The 17030-nt window shown below is 63.1% G+C and carries 16 protein-coding genes and 1 pseudogene; 13 read left to right on the top strand and 4 right to left on the bottom strand.

What is annotated here, in order from left to right; translation table 11 throughout:
* Positions 1–8: 8 nt before the first annotated feature.
* From rfbC to rfbB, 4 genes are read right to left on the bottom strand one after another with little or no spacing between them, the layout of a single operon-like run.
* Entirely contained in the window at positions 9–560 is a 552-nt protein-coding gene (rfbC, locus tag AC5IG3_RS02380) for a dTDP-4-dehydrorhamnose 3,5-epimerase (RefSeq protein ID WP_491904671.1), read from the bottom strand.
* 3 nt (positions 561–563) lie between these two features.
* Positions 564–1445: a glucose-1-phosphate thymidylyltransferase RfbA gene (gene rfbA / locus AC5IG3_RS02375; RefSeq protein WP_491904670.1), complete on the bottom strand. Its 882-nt coding sequence runs from the start codon at positions 1443–1445 to the stop codon at positions 564–566.
* A 41-nt stretch (positions 1446–1486) separates the two neighbouring features.
* Positions 1487–2392, bottom strand: coding sequence for a dTDP-4-dehydrorhamnose reductase (gene rfbD / locus AC5IG3_RS02370; RefSeq protein ID WP_491904669.1), 906 nt, complete (start codon positions 2390–2392; stop codon positions 1487–1489).
* On the bottom strand, positions 2389–3456 hold the full coding sequence (gene rfbB / locus AC5IG3_RS02365; protein ID WP_491904668.1) for a dTDP-glucose 4,6-dehydratase: 1068 nt from the start codon (positions 3454–3456) through the stop codon (positions 2389–2391). Before rfbB ends, rfbD begins: the two co-directional genes overlap by 4 nt.
* Before the next feature lie 261 nt (positions 3457–3717).
* Between rfbB and AC5IG3_RS02360 the strand changes: the two genes are divergently transcribed.
* The 13 genes and pseudogenes from AC5IG3_RS02360 to AC5IG3_RS02300 all read left to right on the top strand — a co-directional run bounded on the left by AC5IG3_RS02360 (position 3718) and on the right by AC5IG3_RS02300 (position 17013).
* Positions 3718–5703: an SLBB domain-containing protein gene (locus tag AC5IG3_RS02360; RefSeq protein WP_491904667.1), complete on the top strand. Its 1986-nt coding sequence runs from the start codon at positions 3718–3720 to the stop codon at positions 5701–5703.
* A gap of 13 nt (positions 5704–5716) precedes the next feature.
* Positions 5717–6847: a GumC family protein gene (locus AC5IG3_RS02355; RefSeq protein ID WP_491904666.1), complete on the top strand. Its 1131-nt coding sequence runs from the start codon at positions 5717–5719 to the stop codon at positions 6845–6847.
* An 8-nt stretch (positions 6848–6855) separates the two neighbouring features.
* Positions 6856–7794 carry a GDP-L-fucose synthase family protein gene (locus AC5IG3_RS02350; protein WP_491904665.1) on the top strand — a complete coding sequence of 313 codons (939 nt, stop codon included), beginning with the start codon at positions 6856–6858 and terminating at the stop codon, positions 7792–7794.
* Between the two features lie 62 nt (positions 7795–7856).
* Positions 7857–8081, top strand: a pseudogene (locus tag AC5IG3_RS02345) (DUF4160 domain-containing protein); the annotation flags it as partial.
* Between the two features lie 7 nt (positions 8082–8088).
* Entirely contained in the window at positions 8089–8343 is a 255-nt protein-coding gene (locus AC5IG3_RS02340) for a DUF2442 domain-containing protein (RefSeq protein WP_491904664.1), read from the top strand.
* A gap of 51 nt (positions 8344–8394) precedes the next feature.
* Positions 8395–9516, top strand: coding sequence for a GDP-mannose 4,6-dehydratase (gene gmd, locus AC5IG3_RS02335; protein ID WP_491904663.1), 1122 nt, complete (start codon positions 8395–8397; stop codon positions 9514–9516).
* Between the two features lie 36 nt (positions 9517–9552).
* Positions 9553–10551 (top strand): FAD-binding oxidoreductase, encoded by a 999-nt coding sequence (locus tag AC5IG3_RS02330; RefSeq protein WP_491904662.1) that lies wholly within the window; start codon positions 9553–9555, stop codon positions 10549–10551.
* 19 nt (positions 10552–10570) lie between these two features.
* Complete coding sequence (rfbF, locus tag AC5IG3_RS02325) at positions 10571–11344, top strand: glucose-1-phosphate cytidylyltransferase (RefSeq protein WP_491904661.1); 774 nt, start codon at positions 10571–10573, stop codon at positions 11342–11344.
* Positions 11335–12444 (top strand): CDP-glucose 4,6-dehydratase, encoded by a 1110-nt coding sequence (gene rfbG, locus AC5IG3_RS02320; protein WP_491904660.1) that lies wholly within the window; start codon positions 11335–11337, stop codon positions 12442–12444. Before rfbF ends, rfbG begins: the two co-directional genes overlap by 10 nt.
* Entirely contained in the window at positions 12441–13781 is a 1341-nt protein-coding gene (gene rfbH, locus AC5IG3_RS02315) for a lipopolysaccharide biosynthesis protein RfbH (RefSeq protein WP_491904659.1), read from the top strand. The genes rfbG and rfbH overlap by 4 nt, the downstream gene beginning before the upstream one ends.
* Positions 13782–13790: 9 nt before the next feature.
* Positions 13791–14675: an NAD-dependent epimerase/dehydratase family protein gene (locus tag AC5IG3_RS02310; protein ID WP_491904658.1), complete on the top strand. Its 885-nt coding sequence runs from the start codon at positions 13791–13793 to the stop codon at positions 14673–14675.
* Entirely contained in the window at positions 14672–15733 is a 1062-nt protein-coding gene (locus AC5IG3_RS02305) for a GDP-mannose 4,6-dehydratase (protein ID WP_491904657.1), read from the top strand. Before AC5IG3_RS02310 ends, AC5IG3_RS02305 begins: the two co-directional genes overlap by 4 nt.
* Positions 15730–17013, top strand: coding sequence for a lipopolysaccharide biosynthesis protein (locus AC5IG3_RS02300; RefSeq protein ID WP_491904656.1), 1284 nt, complete (start codon positions 15730–15732; stop codon positions 17011–17013). The genes AC5IG3_RS02305 and AC5IG3_RS02300 overlap by 4 nt, the downstream gene beginning before the upstream one ends.
* Positions 17014–17030: the final 17 nt, after the last annotated feature.

Raw genomic sequence — 17030 nt, 5'->3', positions numbered from 1 at the left:
CGGGTGATTCAGTCAAATAAAACGGCTTGCGCCAGCAGAGGCGCCTGCTCGTCCTTGGCAGACAGCTTGAGCGGTACAGCCAGCTCGGGCCAGGCGACGGCCAGTTGCGGGTCATCCCAGCGCACAGCGCCTTCCGAGGCCGGTGCGTGATAGTCGGTGGTCTTGTAGAGGAAGTCGGCCGTCTCGCTCAGCACCACGAAACCATGCGCGAAGCCCGGCGGAATCCAGAACTGGCGGTGGTTGTCGGCAGTCAGTTCCACGCCGACCCACTTGCCGAAGGTCGCGCTGCTGCGGCGGATGTCGACCGCCACGTCAAACACCGCCCCGCTGGTGCAGCGCACCAGCTTGCCCTGCGCGTGCGGCGGCAACTGGAAATGCAGGCCGCGCAGCACGCCCTGGGCCGAGCGGCTGTGGTTGTCCTGCACGAAGCGCATGTCGTGGCCGACGGCCTCGTTGAAAGTGCGCTCGTTCCAGCTCTCGGTGAAGAAGCCGCGTGCATCGCCGAACACCTTGGGTTCGAGGATCAGCAGATCGGGGATTTCAGTGCGGATGACGTTCATGCTTCAGAACACCTTCTCGGCCAGCACCTTGAGCAGGTACTGGCCGTAGCCGTTCTTGAGCAGCGGCTGCGCGAGTTTTTCGAGCTGGGCCGCGTCGATCCAGCCGCTGCGGAAGGCGATTTCCTCCAGGCACGCCACTTTCAGGCCCTGGCGCTTTTCCAGCGTGGCGATGAACTGGCCGGCTTCGAGCAGGCTGTCGTGCGTGCCGGTGTCCAGCCACGCATAGCCGCGGCCCATGATCTCGACGTTCAGCTGACCCTGGCGCAGGTAGGTGGCATTGACCTCGGTGATCTCCAGTTCGCCACGCGCACTCGGCTGAATGCTCGCGGCGATGTCGCACACCTGCTCATCGTAGAAATACAGGCCGGTGACCGCGTAGTTGCTCTTGGGCGCCAGGGGCTTTTCCTCGATGCTGCGGGCGCGCTTGTGCTCGTCGAACTCAACCACGCCGTAACGCTCGGGGTCGGTCACGTGGTACGCAAAGACGCTCGCGCCAGTGGTCTGCGAGTGCGCGTTGTTGAGCAGCCCCTGCAGGTCGTGGCCGTAGTAGATGTTGTCGCCCAGCACCAGCGCGCTGGGCGCGCCGCCGACAAAGTCGCGACCGAGGATGAAAGCCTGCGCCAGGCCATCGGGGCTGGGCTGCACGCAGTAGCTCAGGTTCAGGCCCCAGCGGCTGCCGTCGCCCAGCAGCGCCTCGAAGCGCGGCGTGTCCTGCGGCGTGCTGATGATCAGGATGTCACGGATGCCCGCCAGCATCAGCGTGCTGAGCGGGTAATAGATCATCGGCTTGTCATAGACCGGCAGCAGCTGCTTGCTGATCGCCAGCGTGGCCGGATGCAGCCGGGTGCCGGAGCCGCCGGCGAGGATGATGCCTTTGCGTTGCATGCGTAGGTTCCCTGTGAGGTGAGTGGTGTCAGCCGAGCGCTTCAGCCCAGCACCTCGGCCAGCATGCGCTCCACGCCCGGCTGCCAGTGCGGCAGGCGCAGGCCGAAGGTGTCTTGCAGCCGGGCCGTGGACAGGCGTGAGTTCAGCGGGCGCTGCGCAGGCGTCGGGTAAGCGCTGGTCGGGATCGGGGCGACCGCCTCCGGTCCGGCCTGGAGATCATGGCCGTGCGCCTGCGCCCAGCCGATCACGTGCCGCGCGTAGCCGTGCCAGCTGGTTTCACCGCTGGCGACCAGGTGGTACAGCCCGGAGACCTCCGGGCGCTGCTGCGCGGTGCGCAGTGCGTGCGCTGTCACGTCGGCCAGCAGATCAGCGCCGGTGGGCGCGCCAATCTGGTCGGCGATGACCTTGAGCTGGTCGCGCTCACGCGCCAGGCGCAGCATGGTCTTGGCGAAGTTGCCGCCGCGCGCGGCATAGACCCAGCTGGTGCGCAGGATCAGATGCCGGCAACCGCTGGCCTGGATCGCCTGCTCGCCTTCGAGCTTGGTCTGGCCGTAGACGCCGAGCGGCGCGGTGGCGGCCGTCTCGTCGCGGGGCTGGTCGCCGCTGCCGTCAAACACGTAGTCGGTGCTGTAGTGCACCAGCCAGGCGCCGGTCTCGGCGGCGCAGCGCGCCAGCACGGCGGGCGCGGTGGCGTTGAGGGCGCGGGCCAGCGCGGGTTCGCTCTCGGCACGGTCGACGGCAGTGTGCGCGGCGGCGTTGACGATCACGTCCGGGCACACCGCAGCCACGGTTTCGGCCAAGCGCCCGGGCTGGCTGAAGTCGCCGTGCAGGCCGTGGGGGTTGGTGCTGCGGTCATGGCCGAGCGCGATCACCTCGCCCAGGGGACTGAGCGCGCGTTGCAACTCCCAGCCGACCTGGCCGTTCTTGCCCAGCAGCAGGATCTTCATTCGGCGGCGCGCCCGGCGTAGTTCTGCTCGACCCAGTCGCGGTAGGCGCCGGTGCGCACGGCGTCGATCCAGGCAGTGTTTTCCAGATACCAGCGCACGGTCTTGTCGATGCCCGACTCGAAGGTCTCGGCCGGCTGCCAGCCGATTTCGCGCTCGATCTTGCTCGGGTCGATGGCGTAGCGGCGGTCGTGGCCAGGGCGGTCGGTCACATAGGTGATCTGGTCTTCGTACTGGCCGGCGGCCTTGGGGCGAAGCGCGTCGAGCTTGCGGCAGATGGTGGTGACGACGTCGATGTTGCGCACCTCGTTCTTGCCACCGACGTTGTACGTCTCACCCACGCGGCCGCGGGCCAATACCTGCAGGATGGCTTCGCAGTGGTCGCGCACATAGAGCCAGTCGCGGATGTTGAGGCCGTCGCCGTAGACCGGCAGCGGCTTGCCGTCGAGCGCGTTCAGGATCACCAGCGGGATCAGCTTCTCGGGGAAATGGAACGGCCCGTAGTTGTTGCTGCAGTTGGTGGTGAGCGTGGGCAGGCCGTAGGTGTGGTGGTAGGCGCGCACCAGGTGGTCGCTGCCGGCCTTGCTGGCCGAGTACGGGCTGTTGGGCGCGTAGGGCGTGGTCTCGTTGAAGGCCGGGTCGGTGTCGCTCAGGCTGCCGTAGACCTCGTCGGTCGAGACGTGCAGGAAGCGGAATGCGGCCTTGTCTTCGGCCGGCAAAGCACCCCAGAACGCGCGCACTTCTTCAAGCAGGCTGAAGGTACCGACCATATTGGTCTGGATGAACTCACCCGGACCGTGGATGCTGCGGTCGACGTGGCTCTCGGCGGCAAAGTGCAGCACGGCGGTCGGGCGATGCTCGGCCAGCAGTCGCGCCACCAGCGTGCGGTCGCAGATGTCGCCCTGCACCAACGTGCAACGGCCGGCATCGATGTGCTCCGCGATCGTCTGCGGGTTGCCCGCGTAGGTGAGCTTGTCGAGCACGACCACCGGCTCCGCGCTTTGGCTGAACCAGTGGTGAACGAAATTTCCGCCGATGAAGCCGGCCGCGCCAGTGATGAGGATCATGTGTTTGAGAGCGCTGATGAGTGCGCTGAAGCATGGTTTTTAAAAAAGCCTTTCATTCTCCCTGCATTTCTATCGTTCCCGGCAAGCCGCCCACCACCCGAAACAGGGGTTGCATGGGAAGCCCCAACTGTGTGCAGCTTGTCACGAGGTCGATACAGGCAGCTCGCTAGAATCTTGCGCTTGCGTCGAATCGGCTCAGGCCATCGACAAATGCCCGCCCCCGTGGCGGGGTTGATTGCTCTGACCTGACCTGGCCCACGCATGCGTCTTCCTGAATCCGGCTCCCGTTTCCTGTCTTTCACGGGCGTTCGTCGCCTGACAGCATGGGCGCTGCTGGCGACCAGTTGCATGGGCGGCATCGCCTTTGCACAGCAAACGCTGGAGACCACCGGACAGGCAGGGCAGCAGGCAGCCTCCACCGGCGGGCCGATCCGCCTGAGAGCGGGTACAGCCAATAACGCAGCAAATGCCGATCGCGTCAACAGCCTGCAGGACACCCGCCGGCTGGCGCCCGCCCAACTGCCCACCGAGCCGGATGAGTTCGAGATCTACGTGACCCGTCAGGCCAGCGCCAACATGGCACGCCGCGCCAGCACCGATCAGCAGGAAGCCAGCTACGCGCGCCGCTCGGGCACCGAGTTGCAAGCGCCGCCCCTCGTCATCCGGCGCCTCGGCACGGAACTCGTCACTTCAGCCGGCATGGACGACGGCGAAGACGCCCAGCCGCTGGTGCCACCCGACTACATCGTCAGCCCTGGCGATGAACTTCAGCTGCTGCTGTGGGGCTCGGTCGACGCCGACCTGCGCCTGACGGTGGACCGCACCGGCCGCATCTCGGTGCCGCGCGTCGGCGTGGTCATGGTGGCTGGCGTGCGTTATGCCGACCTGCAGGACGTGATCGGCAAGCGCGTCAGCCAGGTGTTCCGCAACTACCAACTCAGCGTCAGCCTGGGCCGGCTGCGCAATGTGCGCGTTTTCCTGACCGGCTACGTCAAGCACCCCGGCTCCTACAGCGTCAGCGCGCTGTCGACCATGGTGGCCGCCGTGATGCGCGCGGGCGGTCCGGCCTCGGCCGGCAGCTTCCGCAACATCCAGCTGCGCCGGGCGGGCAGCCCCACCACCGACATCGATCTCTACGACCTCATGCTGCGCGGCGACAAGGCCGCCGACCGCATGGTGCAGTCCGACGACATCATCTACGTCGGCCCAGTCGGCCCGCAGGTCGGCCTGATCGGCAGCGTCAACAAACCCGCCATCTTCGAGATCAAGCCCGGCGAAAAGCTCGCCGACGTGCTGGCCATGGCCGGCGGCTTCACCTCGATTGCCGACAAGAGCCGGCTCGCCATCGAGCGCCTCGATGACCGCCAGACCACCCGCGTCACCCAGTTGAGCTGGCCTCAGGACGCCAGCCAGACGCCGCAGAACGGCGACGTACTGCGCGTCTTCAGCGCGGTGGATACCGTGCTGCCGCTGTCGCGCCAGAACAAGCGCATCCGCATCGAAGGCGAAGTACAGCGCCCGGGCGAATACGTGCTGCCCGCCAACACCAGCATGAGCAGCGTCCTGGCCCAGGCCGGTGGCACCACGGCCAACGCCTTCCTCTACGGCGCCGAGTTCACGCGGGAAAGCGTGCGTGTCACCCAGCAGATCAACTACGACCGCGCCCTGCGCGATCTGGAAATCGAATTCGCCAAGGCCACCAGCACGCAACGCGCGCTCGACGCCCAGGAAGCCACCACCCAGGCCGCCCAGGCCAGCGGCACCACCCGCCTGATCGAGAGCCTGAAAGCCGTCAAGCCCACCGGCCGCATCGTGTTTCAGCTGCCTGCCGACACACAAACCCTGCCCGACCTGCCGCTGGAAGATGGCGACCGCCTCTACATCCCGCCCAAGCCGACCACCGTCGGCGTGTTCGGCTCGGTCTACAGCGGCGGCAGCTTCCTGTTGTCAGCCGGCAGCAGCGTAGGCGACTTCGTCAATCTGGCAGGTGGTCCGACCCGCGGCGCCGACAAGTCCAGCACCTTTGTCGTGCGCGCCAACGGCAGCGTGGTCAGCGCCCCGCAGCGCTCGGGTTTCCTGGGACTCAACATCGAATCCAGCCTGAACAGCGAGTCCTCGCTGCCCGGTGACACCGTCTTTGTGCCCGAAGAACTCAACAAGACCACCTGGACCCAGAACCTCAAGGAATGGACGCAGATCTTCTACCAGTTCGGCATCGGCGCAGCAGCCGTCCGCACGCTGCAGTAAATCGCCGAATCGCATGAATACCACCAGCGCCACCGGCGAACAATATTCTTCTGCTGACCTCGATGAGGACGACGGCATTTCCCTGGGCGAGCTGTTCTCCATCCTGCTCGCTCAATGGAAACTCATCATCGGCGGATCGGTCGTTGCCGGCTTGATTGCGCTGGGCATCGCCTTTCTGCTGCCGCCCATCTACACCGCCAAGACGGTCATCCTGCCGCCGCAACAGCAGCAAAGCAGCGCCGCAGCGGCTTTGTCCAGCTTGGGCGCATTGGCCGGTTTGGCGGGTGGTGTTGCCGGCATCAGCAGTCCAGCGGACAAATACATCGCGCTGATGCAAAGCACCACCGTCAGCAATCACGTCATCGACAAATTCAAGTTGATGGAGGTGTATGAAAGCAAATTCCGCATTGATGCACAAAAAGCCCTTCTGGCAAACGTGCGCATCAGCGCAGGCAAGAAAGACGGACTATTGACCATTGAAGTCGATGATGAAAGCCCTGCGCGCAGCGCCGACATGGCGAATCATTACGTCAACGAGTTGCGTGCGATTACCACCTCCTTGGCGGTGACCGAAGCGCAGCAACGCCGGGTTTTCTTCGAGCAGCAACTGCAGAAAACCAAAGAAAAACTCACGCAGGCGCAAATTGAACTGCAAGGCAGCGGCTTCAACGCTGGCGCCCTGAAAGCAGAACCCAAGGCCGCCGCAGAAGGCTACGCCAAACTGCGCGCCGAAGTCACCACCGTCGAAGTCAAACTGCAGACCCTGCGTGGCATGCTGGCCGATAACGCCCCTGAGATTCTCCAGCAGCAAGCCACCCTGGGCGCACTGCGCCGCCAACTGGCCGCGCTGGAAGTCAGCACCAAACCTGGCAATGACGCCGACTACATCGGTCGTTACCGCGAGTTCAAATACCAGGAAACCCTGTTTGATCTGTTTGCCAAGCAATATGAACTGGCACGGGTGGACGAAAGCCGTGAAGGCGCACTGATTCAGGTGCTGGATGTAGCAACGACGCCTGAGCGCAAGAGCAAGCCCAAGCGCGGCACGATTGCCTTGGGCGGCGCAGTACTGGCGGGCCTCATCTTGTCTGCCTGGGTCTTGATCCGGCATTTCCGGCGCAGTGCGGCCAACGCGACGGCATAAGGCACATCATGAACAACACCGCCAAGATCTACATCACCGGCCACCGCGGCATGGTGGGCTCGGCCATCGTGCGCCGCCTGCAGGCGCTGGGCTACGACAACCTCATCACCCGCACCCACGCCGAGCTGGACCTGATCGACCAGCGCGCCGTGCACGCCTTCTTGAGCGCAGAGAAGCCCGACTACATCTTCATCGCCGCCGCCAAGGTAGGCGGCATCCAGGCCAACAACCTCTACCGCGCCGACTTCCTTTATCAGAACCTGCTCATCGAGAGCAACCTGATCCACGGCGCCCACCTGGCCGGCGTACAACGCCTGATGTTCCTGGGTTCGAGCTGCATCTACCCGCGCGACTGTCCCCAGCCCATCAAGGAAGACTACCTGCTGACCGGCCCGCTCGAGCCCACCAACGAGCCTTACGCGATCGCCAAGATTGCCGGCATCAAGCTGGCCGAGAGCTACAACCGCCAGTACGGCCGGCAGTACATCAGCGCGATGCCCACCAACCTCTACGGCCCCAACGACAACTACGACCTCGCCAACAGCCACGTGCTGCCCGCGCTGCTGCGCAAGGCCCATGAAGCCAAGCTGCGCGGCGACGCCGAATACACCGTCTGGGGCACCGGCACCCCCAAGCGCGAATTCCTCTACGTCGACGATCTGGCCGACGCCTGCGTGCACCTGATGGAGTCCGGCTACGACGGCCCGCTGGTCAACATCGGCACCGGCGAAGACGTCACCATCCGCGAACTGGCCGAGACCGTGATGGACATCGTCGGCTTTGAGGGCCGCATCGTGTTTGATGCCACCAAGCCCGACGGCACGCCGCGCAAGCTGCTCGACGTCAGCCGCCTCAAGGGCCTGGGCTGGACGGCCAAGACCACGTTGCGTGATGGCATCCAGCGCGCTTATGAAGCTACGCCGTTTATGGCGTCCTTTCAAAATTAAGCACAGAGGCCAATACGCATGTCAACCATCAGCATGTTTTATGGAATTCTCGTGTCCATTTTTATGGAGACGACGGACACCACCACCGCCCGCATATTCATGTGCGATACCAAGGCATGAAGACATCGATTGCGATCGACACCACCGAGTTACTGGCTGGCGACTTTCCCCCCAAGCAACTCCGGATGGTTCAGGTGTGGATCGACTTGCACCGCGACGAGTTAATGGCCGACTGGGATCTTGCTTGCCTGGGCGAAGAACCCTATCGCATCGACCCGCTCAAGTGAGATCGAGATGAACGCAGCAGACATCTTGTTGGACATCGTCAGCGTGGTCGTTGAACCCCATCACATGCTCTTGCTCACATTTGAAAATGGTGAGTTGCGCCGCTTTGATATGTCGCCGTACCTGAAGCGCCGCCCTTGGGCCAAGTTGAACAACGCGCAGTTTTCTCAGGCGGAAGTCGCGAATGGCACCGTCGTGTGGCCTGGCGATATTGATATCGCTCCGGAGCCTCTTTACCGTAATTCAATTCCCGTCGAACGCTGAGTTCAGCTATTCACCTCATATCAGCAGCCCACCGCTTACAAATTAATGAACATGACCGCACAAAAAGTAGCCCTCATCACCGGCGTCACCGGCCAGGACGGCGCCTACCTGGCTGAATTCCTGCTCAAGAAGGGCTACCAGGTCCACGGCATCAAGCGCCGCAGCAGCCTGTTCAACACCGACCGCATCGACCACCTGTACCAGGACCCGCACGTCGAGCAGCGCAACTTCACGCTCCACTACGGTGACCTGACGGATTCGACCAGCCTGGTGCGCATCGTCCAGCTGGTCAAGCCCGACGAGATCTACAACCTGGCCGCGCAGAGCCACGTCGCCGTCAGCTTCGAAGAGCCCGAATACACCGCCAACGCCGACGGCCTGGGCGCGCTGCGCCTGCTCGAAGCCATCCGCATCTGCGGCTTGGAGAAGAAGACCCGCTTCTATCAAGCCAGTACCTCCGAGCTCTACGGCCTGGTGCAGGAAATCCCCCAGAAGGAAACCACCCCCTTCTACCCGCGCAGCCCCTACGCGGTGGCCAAGATGTACGCCTACTGGATCACGGTCAACTACCGCGAGGCCTACGGCATCTACGCCTGCAACGGCATCCTCTTCAACCACGAGAGCCCGATCCGCGGCGAGACCTTCGTCACCCGCAAGATCACCCGCGCCGTGGCGCGCATCGCGCTCGGCCTGCAGGAAACGCTGTACCTCGGCAACATGAGCGCCCTCAGAGACTGGGGTCACGCGCGCGACTACGTCGAAATGCAGTGGCTGATGCTGCAGCAGGACCAGGCCGAAGACTTCGTCATCGCCACCGGCGTGCAGTTCAGCGTGCGCCAGTTTGTCGAGAAGGCGGCCGCCGAACTCGGCATCACCATCACCTTCGAGGGCGAAGGCGAGAAGGAATTCGGCTACGTCTCAGCCGTGACAGGCGACAAGGCCAAGTGCAAGGTCGGCGACGTGATCGTCAAGGTCGACCCGCGCTACTACCGCCCCACCGAAGTCGAAACCCTGCTGGGCGACCCGACCAAGGCCAAGGACAAACTTGGCTGGACGCCGCGCACCACCTTCGACGAACTGGTCAAGGAAATGATCGAGAGCGACTACACGGCGGCGCGCAAGGACAGCCTGGTGAAGATGGCGGGGTTCCAGGCGTTTGATCATCACGAGTGATCAGTTCGGCACAAGACGACAGCTTATCCAATGCCTTTGATCACCACCACCAGCGGCAAGCAATTCTCAGCAGCAGAAGGGGAAAGCCTGCTCGACGCGGCCCTGCGCGCGGAAGTGACGCTGGCTTACAGCTGCCGCACGGGACGTTGCAGTACCTGCAAGGGTCAGGTCCGTGACGGCTCGACGGTGGTCATTCACGACGAGTCAGGCTTGACCCAGGCTGAGCGTGATGCGGGCTGGATATTGACCTGCGCGCGCACTGCCACGTCGGAGGTGGAACTTGAAGTCGAAGACCTCGGCGTGGAGCTGTTTGCGGCCAAGACCTTTCCCTGCCGCATTCATGCGCTGGAGCGGTTGTCTCCGGACGTGGTCAAGGTCCTGTTGAGGTTGCCCCCGGCCAGCGACCTGCGCTACTACCCAGGGCAATACCTTGATGTCATCGGCCACAATGGACTGCGCCGTAGTTACTCGGTTGCCAACGCACCTGCGGCCGACAAGCGCATTGAGTTGCATATTCGGCAAGTCCCCGGCGGGGCGATGAGCCAGTATTGGTTCGAGCAGGCCAAGCCCAATGACCTGCTGCGCCTCAATGGTCCTTTGGGCACATTCTTCTTGCGTGATACAGCCGGGATGAACTTGGTATTTCTGGCTACAGGCACCGGTATAGCGCCTGTCAAAGCCATGCTTGAAGGTCTGAGCGAAACGCTGCAGGAGTTGCGACCCCAATCGGTTACGGTGTACTGGGGCGGGCGCACCGAACAGGATATGTACTGGGACTCGGCATCGCTGGATGTCCAGCACCGATTCATTCGCGTGCTGTCGCGGGCTGATGAAAGCTGGGGCGGGGTGCGAGGCCATGTACAGGATGCGTTCCTGGCAGATACGAGCACAAACGCAACCGACCTGCAAAACACGGCGGTTTACGCCTGCGGATCTGACGCCATGATCCAGAGCGCCCGCGAACAACTCATGGCCGCCGGCCTGCCCGAGCGCCGCTTCCATTCGGATGCATTTGTATGCTCCGCTGCAAACTGAACAAGGAAAGAACCAATACATGAAAGCTGTGATATTGGCTGGTGGCCTCGGGACCCGCTTGAGTGAAGAAACTTCTACACGACCCAAACCAATGGTGGAGATCGGTGGCAAGCCAATTCTTTGGCACATTCTAAAAATGTATTCCCATCACGGCGTCAACGACTTCGTGATCTGCTGTGGCTATAAGGGTTACGTCATCAAGGAATATTTCGCCAACTACTTCCTGCACATGTCGGATGTGACTTTCGACATGCGCAGCAACCGCATGGAAGTTCATCACAAACGTGCTGAACCGTGGAACGTCACGCTGGTGGACACCGGCGATGAGTCCATGACGGGTGGCCGCCTCAAGCGCGTGGCCAAGTATGTACAGGACGATGAAGCCTTCTGCTTCACCTACGGCGATGGCGTCGGCGACATGGACATCGGTGCGACCATCGAGTTTCACCGCAGCCACGGCAAGGCCGCCACGCTGACCTCCACTTTTCCGCCCGGACGTTTTGGCGCGCTGGACATCCGCAACCGGCAGGTCATGAATTTCAAGGAAAAGCCCAAGGGCGACGGTGCCATGATCAATGGCGGCTTCTTTGTGCTGTCGCCGCAGGTATTGAAGTATCTGAAAGACGACAGCACCGTCTGGGAACAGGAGCCACTGATGGAGCTAGCCGCCGACGATCAGCTCATGGCCTATGAGCACGACGGCTTCTGGCAGCCCATGGACACCCTGCGCGACAAGCATCTGCTGGAAGAGTTGTGGGCCTCCGGCAAGGCGCCCTGGAAGAAATGGGACTGACTGCCGTGACCCACACCTCTGTCACCCCCGCGTTCTGGCGCGGCAAACGCGTGCTGCTGACCGGCCACACCGGCTTCAAGGGCAGCTGGCTGAGCCTCTGGCTGCAATCTCTTGGCGCCGAGATTCACGGCCTGGCGCTGCAGCCGCCCACCACGCCCAGCCTCTTCACCGAAGCGAAGGTTGGTGCAGGCATGGCCAGCACGATGGGCGACATCCGGGACTTTGAGGCTGTGCAGTCTTGCATGGCAGCCTTCCAGCCTGAAATCGTCATCCACATGGCAGCCCAGCCGCTGGTGCGCCTGTCCTACAGCGAGCCGATCGCCACCTACGCCACCAACGTGATGGGCACCGTGCATGTGCTGGAAGCCGCGCGCCAGACTGGCAGCGTGCGCGCCATCGTCAACGTCACGACCGACAAGTGCTACGAGAACAAGGAGTGGGTCTGGGGCTACCGCGAAGATGAGCCGATGGGAGGCTACGACCCCTACAGCAACAGCAAAGGCTGCTCGGAGCTGGTCACCAGCGCCTACCGCCGTTCGTTCTTCCAGAAAGGTGACATTGCGCTGGCGTCGGGCCGTGCCGGCAACGTCATCGGCGGTGGTGACTGGGCCGCAGATCGGCTCGTGCCCGATGTGCTGCGGGCCTTTGAGCGCCGCGAGCCGGTGGTCATCCGCAACCCACACGCGACACGCCCCTGGCAGCACGTGCTGGAGCCACTGTCAGGCTACCTGACCCTGGCGGAGCGCCTTTACACCGAGGGTCAAGCCTACGCCGAGGGCTGGAATTTCGGCCCGCACGACGACGACGCCCGCCCGGTGCAATGGATCGTCGAGCAACTGGTCAGCAGTTGGGGACAAGGCGCGAGTTGGCAGCAAGACGGCAGCGAACATCCGCACGAAGCCAACTACCTCAAACTCGACATTTCCAAGGCCAAGCACCGCCTGGGCTGGCAGCCGCGCTGGAATCTGGCCACGGCGCTGGACCAGATCACGCATTGGCACCAAGCCTGGCTGTCGAAGCAGGACATGCAGCAACTCTGCCTGTCGCAGATCTCGCAATACACCCGCTACACAAACGCTATCAACAAGGATTTCGCATGAGCGCGCCGATCACGATCCACAAGACCAACCCGCAAGCCATTCGCAGCCAGATCGCCGAATTGGTGCAGCAATATGCCGACGTCATCTACGCGCCCAAACCCTTTGTGGCAGGCGAGACGGCAGTGCCTGTGTCGGGCAAGGTCATCGGCGCCAAGGAGTTGCAGTTGATGGTCGAAGCCAGCCTGGACGGCTGGCTGACCACCGGTCGCTTCAACGCCGAATTCGAAGAGCGCCTGGCCAAGTACCTGGGCGTCAAGCACCTGCTCACGGTCAATTCCGGCTCCTCAGCCAATCTGGTGGCGTTCTCGACGCTGACCTCGCCCCGACTGGGGGACCGCGCCATTCAGCAAGGCGACGAAGTGATTGGCGTGGCTGCGGGCTTCCCGACCACCGTCAACCCGATCCTGCAGTTTGGCGCCGTGCCGGTGTTCGTGGACGTGGACCTGGCCACGCACAACATCGACGCCAGCCTGATCGAAGCGGCCATCACGCCCAAGACCAAGGCCATCATGCTGGCCCACAGCCTGGGCAACCCGTTCAACGTCGACGTGGTGACGGCCCTCTGCAAGAAATACAACCTCTGGCTGGTCGAGGACTGCTGCGACGCGCTGGGCGCCACCTACAACGGCCAGTTGGTCGGCACTTTTGGCGACATCGCCACGCTGAGCTTCTACCCGGCGCACCACATCACCATGGGTGAAGGCGGCGCGGTGTTCACCAACAACTCCGAGCTGAAACTCATCGCCGAATCCTTCCGCGACTGGGGCCGTGATTGCTATTGCCCGCCGGGCAAGGACAACACCTGCAACAAGCGCTTCTGCTGGAAGCTGGGTGACCTGCCGGAAGGCTACGACCACAAGTACACCTACAGTCACCTCGGCTACAACCTCAAGATCACCGACATGCAGGCCGCCTGCGCACTGGCGCAGCTGGACCGGCTTGACGAGTTCATCGCTGCCCGCAAGGCGAACTTCACTTATCTGAAGAACCGCCTGAAGAGTTGTGAAGAGTTTCTGCACCTGCCGGAAGCCACCCCGAACGCAGACCCGTCATGGTTTGGTTTCCCGCTGGTGTTGAAAGAGTCGGCGGGTGTCAAGCGCGTGGATCTGCTGAACTTCCTGGACCAGAACAAGATCGGCACGCGTTTGCTGTTCGCAGGCAACCTGACCCGGCAGCCCTACATGATCGGCAAGAACTTCCGCATCAGCGGCGAGTTGACCCAGACCGACGTTGTCATGAACCAGACCTTCTGGGTGGGTACCTTCCCAGGGCTCACGACCGAGCATCTGGACTACATCGCCGACAAGCTTGAAGAGTTTCTGGGTGTGAATTTCTGATCCACCCGCATGCGAATTCTCCTGACAGGTTCGACCGGATTCCTGGGCAGTGCATTGGCACGCCACTGGAGCAGTCGTGGGCATGAACTGCTGCTGCTGGCACGACCGTCTTCGAACACACACCGCATTGACGCGCTGCTGCCGCAGACGCGGCTGGCGCGCATCGCGGGTATCGAGGATATTCCGGGGCTGTTTAAAGGATTCGCGCCCGACGCTGTCGTTCACACCGCGTGCTCCTACGGTCGTCAGGGCGAGACACCGCTCGGTGTCATAGATGCCAACCTACGCTTTGGTACGGTGCTACTACAGGCCGCACTTCAAGCAACGGGGCGGCAGACTGCCTTCCTGAACACAGGCACGGTGCTTCAACCGGACGTCAGCCTTTACGCCCTGAGCAAGACCCAGTTCTCACAATGGGGGGCAGCGCTCGCCACACAGCACCCTGCGACGCTGCAATTCATCGACATCCACCTGCAGCAGATGTACGGCCCGGGGGATGACCGATCCAAGTTCACGACCCATATCCTTGAGGCCTGCCGCAACAACGAGCCTTACCTGGCCTTAACACCCGGCGAGCAAAAGCGTGACTTCATCCATATCGACGATGTGGTGCAGGCCTACGACTTGATTCTCGAGAACCACGCCAGCTTTGCCGCCAGCGATGCCATCGACGTGGGCTCGGGAACGGCATTGCGCATGCGAGACTTCGTCGAACTGGCCAAACGGATCACAAAGGCTTCGACCGAACTCGACTTCGGTGCCGTGCCTTATCGCTCCACCGAAGCAATGCTTTGCGTCGCCGATATCACCAGACTGTCAGCATTGGGCTGGCGTGCTGCGTTCGATCTGGAAGCAGGTATGCGCCAGACGCTTCATCTCGGAATCACTACATGAAACTTCTCATCACCGGCGGCTGCGGCTTCCTTGGCAGCAATCTCGCAGCGCACGCAATCTCGCAGGGTATGGATCTGTGCGTGTTCGACAACCTCTACCGCAACGGTTCGCAAAGCAATCTGCAGTGGCTGCGCGGTCAAGGCCAGTTCGAGTTCGTACACGGTGACATCCGCAATGCCAACGACGTGCAACGACTGATACAGCGTATCCGCCCGGATGCCATCTTCCACCTGGCCGGCCAAGTGGCCATGACGACGTCCATCGCCGACCCGCGCATGGATTTCGAGGTCAACGCCCTGGGCACGCTCAACCTGCTGGAGGCAGTGCGCCAGCATGCGCCGGAAGCAGCCGTCATCTACTCGTCGACCAACAAGGTCTACGGCGATCTGGAGCAGTACGCCTACGAGGAAACCGCAACGCGCTACGTATGCACCGATCATCCGAACGGCTTCAACGAGGGCACGCCACTGGACTTCCATTCTCCCTATGGCTGCTCCAAAGGCTCAGCCGACCAGTATCTGCGGGACTATCACCGGATCTTCGGCATCAAGACGGTGGTCTTTCGCCACTCGTCCATGTACGGCGGTCGCCAGTTCGCAACGGCAGATCAGGGCTGGATCGGCTGGTTCTGCCAGATGGCGGCACAGACACGCGCCGGCATGCGGACCGAGCCTTTCACCATCTCTGGCAATGGCAAGCAAGTGCGCGACGTTCTGCACGCCGAGGACATGATCACGCTGTATTTCTCGACGCTGCAGCACGCCGACGCTGCTGCGGGTCAGGCCTTCAACATCGGTGGCGGCATTACCAACAGCTTGTCGCTGCTGGAACTGTTCGGCCTGCTCGAGGCCGAGATCGGACAGCCGCTGCAGTACATGAAACTGCCCCCGCGCGCGAGCGACCAGCGTGTGTTCGTCGCCGACATCGCTCGCATGACTGCGCTCTCGGGCTGGCGTCCGCAGGTCAGCGCCCAGGAGGGCGTCGGACGCATGCTGAGCTGGGTCAGTGATGTGGTCGAGGCCACAGGGCCTGAGCCGCTGCCACGGAGCCGCGCTTGAGTCGATTGATCCCCGTCGCTGCAGGCTGGACGGCGCGAGCCGTGGTGATCGGCTGCGCCTTCGTCAATACACGCCTGCTCCTGGATTTGGTCGGCGTGAACGGCTACGCGGCGTTCTCGATCGTGCTGTCGCTCGCCCCTTGGCTGGCACTGCTGAACATGGGCCTGCCGAACACGGCGCAGAATCTGATCGCGGAACGCCGCGCCCGCGGTCTGCAGCCGGGTCGCCTGCGCCGCGCGGCCATCGACACCGCCTTCGCCGTCGGCCTGCTGTACCTGCCGCTGGTGCTCCTCGCCGCACTGCTGGTGCAGCACCTGCTGCTGCCCAGCCACGGCAGCATGTCCTTCGCGAGCGTGACCCTGCTGCTGTGGGCCCTAGTGCTGCTGGGGCTGACCACCGTATTTCACCAAGTGCTCCACGCGATGCACCGAAGCACCTGGCCGGTCGTGGCACCGGCCGTGCAGGCGGCGCTCACCGCGGCGATGTTGTTGGGTGCACGCGGTGCAACCATGGCGCCGCACCATCGCGAGTTGTGGGGCTCGCTCGCCACCGCACTGCCCATCCTGACGGTGTTTCTGATCTCGGCATTCATCGCAGGTGCGCGTCAGCGCGCACGGCTCGACGGCCGCGCGCTGCGCAGGCTGCTCCATGCGGCGCGCGGCTTCCTGCTGTTCGGGCTGACGGGCACAATGGCGCTGTCCTGCGATTACATCGTTATGTCGCGCCTGCTGCAGAGTGCGCAGGTGGCCGAATACAACCTCGCCAGCAAGACCTTCGGCACGATCCTGACGCTTCACAGCGTGCTGCTGGCGGCCTCGTGGACGCCGCTGTCTGACCGCTTCTTCCGTGGCGACCTTGCCGGCGTGCGGCGCCAGTTGGTTCGCGTACTGGGTATGGGATTGGTGTTGGTGACGCTGATCGGTCTGCCGCTGGTGCTCGGCATGGATCTGATCGTACGGCTGCTCACCGGCGGCAAGATCGAAGCCCTGCCTCTGGCACTGACACTGGGCTGGCTGATGTACGTCGCTATGCGCGTGTGGTCCGACAGCTTTGCCACCGCGCTGTTGAGTTGCAACCAGGTCGCCGTAATCAACCGCTACATCGTCTGGCAGTCACTGATCAGCGTGACGGCGCAATGGCTGCTGGCCTCCCGTTGGGGTGCTCCCGGCATCGTGCTGGGCATCCTAGTGTCTTTCCTGCTGACGGCCGGATGGATCCTGCCGCTGCGCTTCCTGTCCATCACCCGCCCCGCGCACCCCGAAACGCCGGCTACGGCCTGATGCCGGTCCGACAGCCG

This window comes from Leptothrix sp. (in: b-proteobacteria) (assembly GCF_965250675.1).
In the GTDB taxonomy this organism is placed as follows: domain Bacteria; phylum Pseudomonadota; class Gammaproteobacteria; order Burkholderiales; family Burkholderiaceae_C; genus Sphaerotilus.
This window is presented reverse-complemented; position numbering and strand designations above follow the sequence as displayed.